The 6069-nt window shown below is 74.7% G+C and carries 8 protein-coding genes; 7 read left to right on the forward strand and 1 reads right to left on the reverse strand.

Annotated elements, in window-relative coordinates; translation table 11 throughout:
- From VGR37_02765 to VGR37_02785, 5 genes are all read left to right on the forward strand, one after another.
- Positions 1–197: hypothetical protein (locus VGR37_02765; GenBank protein HEV2146314.1), on the forward strand; the 197-nt coding region annotated here is incomplete at its 5' end.
- A 148-nt stretch (positions 198–345) separates the two neighbouring features.
- On the forward strand, positions 346–1338 hold the full coding sequence (locus VGR37_02770; protein ID HEV2146315.1) for a hypothetical protein: 993 nt from the start codon (positions 346–348) through the stop codon (positions 1336–1338).
- Positions 1335–2111: a hypothetical protein gene (locus tag VGR37_02775; GenBank protein HEV2146316.1), complete on the forward strand. Its 777-nt coding sequence runs from the start codon at positions 1335–1337 to the stop codon at positions 2109–2111. The genes VGR37_02770 and VGR37_02775 overlap by 4 nt, the downstream gene beginning before the upstream one ends.
- On the forward strand, positions 2112–3332 hold the full coding sequence (locus VGR37_02780; GenBank protein ID HEV2146317.1) for a histidine kinase: 1221 nt from the start codon (positions 2112–2114) through the stop codon (positions 3330–3332). It begins immediately after the preceding gene.
- Positions 3311–4039, forward strand: a complete 729-nt coding sequence (locus VGR37_02785) for a LytTR family DNA-binding domain-containing protein (GenBank protein ID HEV2146318.1) — start codon at positions 3311–3313, stop codon at positions 4037–4039. Before VGR37_02780 ends, VGR37_02785 begins: the two co-directional genes overlap by 22 nt.
- 28 nt (positions 4040–4067) lie before the next feature.
- Here the strand turns inward: VGR37_02785 and VGR37_02790 are convergent, their stop codons facing one another.
- On the reverse strand, positions 4068–4874 hold the full coding sequence (locus VGR37_02790) for a cyclase family protein (GenBank protein HEV2146319.1): 807 nt from the start codon (positions 4872–4874) through the stop codon (positions 4068–4070).
- Positions 4875–5049: 175 nt separating this feature from the next.
- Between VGR37_02790 and VGR37_02795 the strand changes: the two genes are divergently transcribed.
- Both VGR37_02795 and VGR37_02800 read left to right on the forward strand, forming a co-directional pair.
- Complete coding sequence (locus VGR37_02795) at positions 5050–5562, forward strand: ferritin-like domain-containing protein (protein ID HEV2146320.1); 513 nt, start codon at positions 5050–5052, stop codon at positions 5560–5562.
- A gap of 66 nt (positions 5563–5628) precedes the next feature.
- The gene (locus VGR37_02800) at positions 5629–6015 is read left to right on the forward strand and encodes a hypothetical protein (protein ID HEV2146321.1); all 387 of its coding nucleotides are present in this window, start codon (positions 5629–5631) and stop codon (positions 6013–6015) included.
- Positions 6016–6069: the final 54 nt, after the last annotated feature.

Raw genomic sequence — 6069 nt, forward strand, 5'->3', positions numbered from 1 at the left:
CCGCCACCCGTGGAGCCCGCGCCGAGGCGTGGCCGCTGGAGGAGGCGCGCGCGACGCTCGGCGCCTATGCCGACGCCCTCGCGCTGGACCTGCAGGTGTCCGCGGAACGGGCGCGGCAGCTCCTCGGGTGGGCGCCGCACCGGCCCGACGTGCTCACGGAGCTGCGGGAGGGATCGTACCGGCCCGACCCCGGGTGAGCGCCGCTCGTCGGCCCAGGCGACCGCTCATCGGCGAAATCCTCCACCGGGCGTAAATGCGTCGCGCGAGCGGCGGCGGGCGGGCACCTTTCGGGGCGGGTCGGCGATCCGGCCGGTCCCGGCATCCACACGAAAGGAGGTTTCCACGATGCGCAGGCCCCGCCTGACCGCTGCCTTCTTCGCCCTGCTGGCGGGCGGCTCCGCCTCCGCGGCGGGGGCCCAGCAGCCCGCCCCCTCCGTGCCCGGGGCGGCGGAGCTCTTCGGACCGGGCATCTTCTCCACCGGGAGATACGAGCTTCCCCCCACCTTCACGCCGGACGGACGGACCGCCTACTTCACGGTGAGCACCCCGGCCTACGGGCGGCTGCACGTCATCATGGAGACGCACCTCCGGGACGGCCGCTGGACGGAGCCGCAGGTCGCCCCCTTCTCCGGCCGCTACGGGGACGCGGACCCGATCGTCTCCCCCGACGGGTCGAAGCTGTTCTTCATCTCGCGCCGTCCGCTCGCGCCCGGGGCGCCGCCCCGGGGCGACTTCGACATCTTCTACGTGGCGCGCCAGGGCTCCGGCTGGGGCGAGCCGCGCCACGTGCCGGGCGCGAGCAGCCCCGGTGCGGAGCACTACGCCTCCGTGGCCGCGGACGGGACGCTGTACGTCGCCGCCGTCCGCCCCGACAGCCGCGGCCAGGGCGACGTCTACCGCGTCCCCTTCGTGGACGGCGAGTACGGCGAGCCGGAGAGCCTGGGCCCGGCCGTGAACTCCCCCGACCACCACGACACCACCCCGTTCATCGCGCCCGACCAGAGCTGGCTGATCTACAGCTCGTGGGGGCGCCCGGATGGGTCCGGCCGCGGCGGGGACCTGTACGTCAGCTTCCGGCAGCCCGACGGCACGTGGGGTCCGGCCCGCAGCCTGGGCCCGCTCGTCAATTCGCCCGCCACGGAGTACTGCCCGGTGGTCTCGCCGGACGGGGAGTGGCTGTACTTCGCCAGCGAGCGCGGCTTCGCCGACCGGCCGCTCGACCGGGCGCTCGGGGCCGGGGAGTGGAGCGCGCTTCTCGACTCGCCGGGGAACGGCCTGGGCGACACCTACCGCATCCGGCTCCGGCCGCTCCTGGAGGCGGCCCGGAGGGAGCCGTGAGGGCCCGGGCCGCCGCGGTCCTGCTCGTGTCGCTGTGGGCGGCGGCCGCATGGGCGCAGGAGCGGCCCGGGGGGCACTGGCAGGTGGACGGGGCGCCGGAGGTCGGCGGGGTTCCGTACGTCCAGCTCACCTTCATGAACTGGACGGGGACCGGCACCAGCCTGCAGAGCCGCCGCGTGGAGCTGCGGCACCTGGAGGGTCTCGCCCCCGCCGTCCTGGAGCCGGGAGGCAGTGCTCCGGCCCGCTTCCGGTTGCGGCGCGACGCGGGCGTCTTCACCTTCGTGGGGAGCTTCTCCGGCGGGCGGGGCCGCGGCGAGTTCACCTTCGCCCCCGACGCCGCCTTCGCGGAGGGGCTGGCCCGGCGTGGGATCGGGCGGCCCACGCCCGCGCAGCAGCTCTCGCTGGCGCTGCACGACGTGGGCATGGTCTACGTAGACGAGCTGGAGCGGCTGGGGTACCGCCGCCCGACCGTGGACGAGCTGATCCGGGCGGGGAAGCAGGGGGCGGGGCTCGACTACCTCCGGGAGCTTGCCGCGCTCGGGTTCCGGGCCGGCTCCGTCCCCGCCCTGGTGGAGATGCGCGGCCACCGCGTGGAGCCCGGCTTCGTCCGGGAGCTGCGGGCGCTCGGCTACGCCTCCGTCTCCCCCGGCGAGCTGGTGGAGATGAAGGACCACGGCGTCACCCCGGAGTTCGTCCGGCGGGCCAACCAGCGCGCCGGACGGCGGCTCCCCCCGGCCACCCTCATCGAGCTGCGCAGCCGCGGCGACGGGTAGATGAAAGACACCACCGGGACCACGCCTCGGCCCGCCGCCCGCGGCCCCTCGCTCTTCTGGACCCTCCAGGTGGGCGGGTGGGCCGCCTTCGCGGCCGCCATGTCGGTGGGGCGGATCGGCGAGTTCACGTTCCCGTTGATCGTCGTCTTCGAGTGGGCCTTCGCCGCGCTGGGGCTGGTCACCACGCTCGGGCTCGGGGCCGTCTACGCGCGCGTCCAGGTAGCCGGGGCGCCGCTGGCTCGGATCGTGGGGACCAGCGTGCTCGGCTCCTACCTGGGCTCGCTGTTCTGGACCGCGGCCTTCCACACCTACCTCGGCGTCCTGGCGTCCGACCTCCTCGCGGCGTGGACCGGGGAGCGGGTCCAGCTGGTGGGATCGGAGCCGCTCCTGGACAACACCGTCTACAACGCGGCGGTCCTCCTCGCCTGGAGCGCCCTGTACTTCGGCGTCCGCTACTACGGCGCGCTGCAGGCGGAGCGCGAGCGGGCGCTCCGGGCCGAAGCGCTGGCCCACCAGGCGCGGCTGCAGATGCTCGCCTATCAGCTGAACCCGCACTTCCTCTTCAACGCGCTCAACTCGCTGCGTGCCCTGATCGACGAGGACCGCGACCGCGCGCGGCGGATGGTGACCGAGCTCGCCGGCTTCCTCCGCTACGCGCTCCTGGAGCGCCCCCTCCAGGTCGCCCGCCTCGCCGACGAGCTGGAGGCCGTCGAGGGATACCTCCGGATCGAGCGGATCCGCTTCGAGGACCGGCTCGAGGTGGCGACCGAGGTGGAGCCGGAAGCCGCGCGCTGCGCGGTCCCCGCCTTCCTCCTGCACCCGCTGGTGGAGAACGCCCTCAAGCACGGCGTCCCCGCCGCGCCCGGCACGCCGCTCCGGGTCCGCATCTGCGGGACCGTCGCCGATGGGCGACTCCGTCTCTCCGTGGAGAACACCGGCACCCTCCGGCCGCGCGAAGGGACGGGGATCCCGCTCCCCCCGGCCGGCGGGGCGGGGGAGGCCTCCGCCGGGCTCGGGCTCCGCAACGTCCGCGAGCGCCTCCGGCAGCTCTTCCCGGACCGCCACCGCATGGAGGTGGCGGAGGAGGACGGCCGGGTGCGGGTGCGGGTAGAGATCCCGGCCCTCGCGTGGGAGGACGCCGTGCGCGCGGGGATCGAGCCGGCCGCCCGCCCGGAGGGGGCTTCCGACACAGGGGAGCGATGGGCCTCCGCCACGCGCTGATCGTGGACGACGAGCGGCTCGCCCGCCGCGAGCTCCGCACCCTCCTGGAGGAGGGGCACGCGGACCGCGTGCGCATCGTGGGCGAGGCGGCCACCGTGGACGAGGCCGCGAAGCTGGTGGGCGCGCTCGACCCCGACGTGGTGTTCCTGGACGTCCACCTGGGGCAGGAGTCCGGGCTCGACCTGCTCCCCCGCATCGGCGACGGCACCGACGTGGTCTTCGTGACGGCCTACGACCGCTACGCGCTGCGCGCGTTCGAGGCCAACGCGCTCGACTACCTCCTGAAGCCGGTCGCCCCGGAGCGGCTGGCCGCCACCGTCGCCCGGCTGGAGGCACGCGCCCCCGCCCCGGAGGAGCGGGGCGGACCGCTGGAGTACGACGACCGTCTCTTCCTCCGCCTGGACGACCGCCGGGCCTTCCTCCGCGTGGGCGACGTGGCCGCCATCGAGGCCGAGGGCGACAACTCCCTGCTCCACCTGGCCGGCGGGCGCACGGCGCACGCGCGGAAGGCGCTCCGCGCGTGGGAGGAGCGGCTCCCCGAGCGCTGGTTCGTGCGGATCCACCGCTCCGCCATCGTCAACCTGGAGTACGTCGAGCGGGTGGAGGACTGGTCGCACGGCAGCCACCTGGTCCACCTGCGCGGGATGCGCGAGCCGCTCACGATGAGCCGCCGCTACGCGGCGAGGGTGCGCGCGCTGTTCGGGTGACCCGTCGCCGCCCGTTCGGGACCCCGGCTCAGAACAGGGCAAGGAGGCGCGCGGGGCCGCCGGTGGCGTCGGCGTGCTTCGGCCCGCCCACCACGACCACCGCCCCCGCCGGGGGCACCCGCCCCAGGCTCGCGACGTTCTCCAGGCCGTACTTCCCCGCGGGGAGGAGCACGCGGTGCGCGTCGTACGTAGTGGAGGTGCCCGGATCCAGGCTCAGCGTGTCGGTGGCCGCGCCCGCCACGTCGCGCTCCTCCACCAGGAAGCGCATGGCCTCCGCCGCGAAGCCGGGGGAGTGCAGGGTCCCCGCCGCGTCCGCGTTCAGGAAGCGGCCGGGCTCGGACAGCCGCGCCTCCCACCCCGAGTGCATCGCCACCACTGCCCCGGGAGGGATCCGCCCGTGGCGCCGCTCCCACGCCCGCAGGTCGTCCACGCCCAGCAGCGCGTCGGGGTCGCGGGCGGCCCGCTCCGCGATGCAGACCACCACCAGCTGGGCCAGCAGCTGCTCCGCCGGGATCGCGTCCGCCGTCGCCCCGGTGGCGGAGAAGTGCGCGGTGGCGTCCAGGTGCGTCCCCACGTGCTCCACCAGGCGCAGCTCGCTGGACGCGTAGCCGTCGTGCTCCACCGCGGCCAGGGAGCGGGCGCGGAAGGACGGGTACCCGGGGAAGACGGGGAAGTCGGGGGTGAGGGTGTGCGTCAGGTCGCGCACGCGCCGGAGCCGCCCCAGCACCTCCGGGGGGACGGCCAGGGCGGGGGCGCCGTCGCCGGGGTCCGGCGTGGCGGGATCGCCGCAGGCGGTGTCCGCGTGGACGGACCGGATCACCTCCGTAGAGCACATACGTTTCTCGCTCGCCTTCGTGGGGGCGGTCCGCGCCCCGGCGGGGCGCGGAAAAAAGCCCTCAAGTCTCGCGCGAGGGGGGCCGCCGGACAAGCGCCGGGCTCCGCGGGGCAGGGTACTTGCGTTCGCCGGGAGGGGTCGGAACGACTCGAGACACCCCAACCGGAGATGGACCATGCCGCAGATGACGGACCCCAAGGAGCTGCTGAAGCACGAGCTCGGCGACCTGCTCTACGCCGAGCGCCGCTTCCTCACCGCCACCAAGACCATGGCGCGCGAGACCCACGACCCGGAGGTCAAACGGCGTGTGGAGCAGCACGTGAAGGAGACCGAGGGTCAGATCGAGCGGCTGGACAGGGCGTTCGAGTCCATCGGCGAGAAGGCCAAGGGGGAGAAGTGCGAGGCCGCCATCGGGCTCCGGGAGGAGCACGACTCCTTCAAGTCCGACGAGAAGCCATCGAAGACGCTGCTGGAGGCCTTCGACCTGGGCTCCGGGCTGCGCGTGGAGCACTACGAGATCGCGGCGTACCGCACCGCCATCGCCATGGCCAACGCCCTGGGCCACGAGGAGTGCGCCCGCATCCTGGGCGAGAGCCTGGCCGAGGAGGAGGAGATGGCCCGCTTCCTGGAGGAGAGCGCTCCCGCCGCGCTGAAGCGGCTCTTCGCCTCGATCGAGGCGGAGGAGTAGCCGCGCTCCCGGCCATGGGCGTGCAACTTGCGCCCCTCTCGAACGAAACGGAACCAGGAGGCCACCATGGCGAACTACGGACGGGACTACCGCGGCAGCGGACGCTGGTTCGGCCGCTGGACCCGCGGCTACGACGACGACTTCCGCTCGCACCGGCACTTCCGCGGCGGACGGTACGACGAATCCGTGTACCGCAGGGTGCCGGATCCCAACCAGCAGGGATACGGCGCCTCGTACGACGCGCCGCGGACCCGCGGCTACTTCAACCCGGGCTACGCGGTGGACGAGGCCTGGGGCGGCGCCTACAGCGTGGGCGACGCCAACTACGCCGGCCGCCGCATCTTCAACCCGGGGAACCGGCCCGGCGGCGACCGCTACGCGCGCGACTACGACTGGCAGTTCGGGCGGGCGTCCCGCCGGCCCATCCGCCGCGGGTACGACCGCGGCTGGTAGCCCGCCCGGTCCATGCGGTGATGGCGCGGGGCGCCCTCCAGCGGGAGGGCGCCC

Source organism: Longimicrobiaceae bacterium (genome assembly GCA_035936415.1).
Taxonomy (GTDB): domain Bacteria; phylum Gemmatimonadota; class Gemmatimonadetes; order Longimicrobiales; family Longimicrobiaceae; genus JAFAYN01.

What these genes read in the sequence shown, in the direction of transcription:
- VGR37_02770 (HEV2146315.1), top strand. Translation starts at nt 346, where the DNA reads ATGCGCAGGCCCCGCCTGACCGCTGCCTTCTTCGCCCTGCTGGCGGGC.
- VGR37_02780 (HEV2146317.1), top strand. Translation starts at nt 2,112, where the DNA reads ATGAAAGACACCACCGGGACCACGCCTCGGCCCGCCGCCCGCGGCCCC.
- VGR37_02785 (HEV2146318.1), top strand. Translation starts at nt 3,311, where the DNA reads ATGGGCCTCCGCCACGCGCTGATCGTGGACGACGAGCGGCTCGCCCGC.
- VGR37_02790 (HEV2146319.1), bottom strand. Translation starts at nt 4,874, where the DNA reads ATGTGCTCTACGGAGGTGATCCGGTCCGTCCACGCGGACACCGCCTGC.
- VGR37_02795 (HEV2146320.1), top strand. Translation starts at nt 5,050, where the DNA reads ATGCCGCAGATGACGGACCCCAAGGAGCTGCTGAAGCACGAGCTCGGC.
- VGR37_02800 (HEV2146321.1), top strand. Translation starts at nt 5,629, where the DNA reads ATGGCGAACTACGGACGGGACTACCGCGGCAGCGGACGCTGGTTCGGC.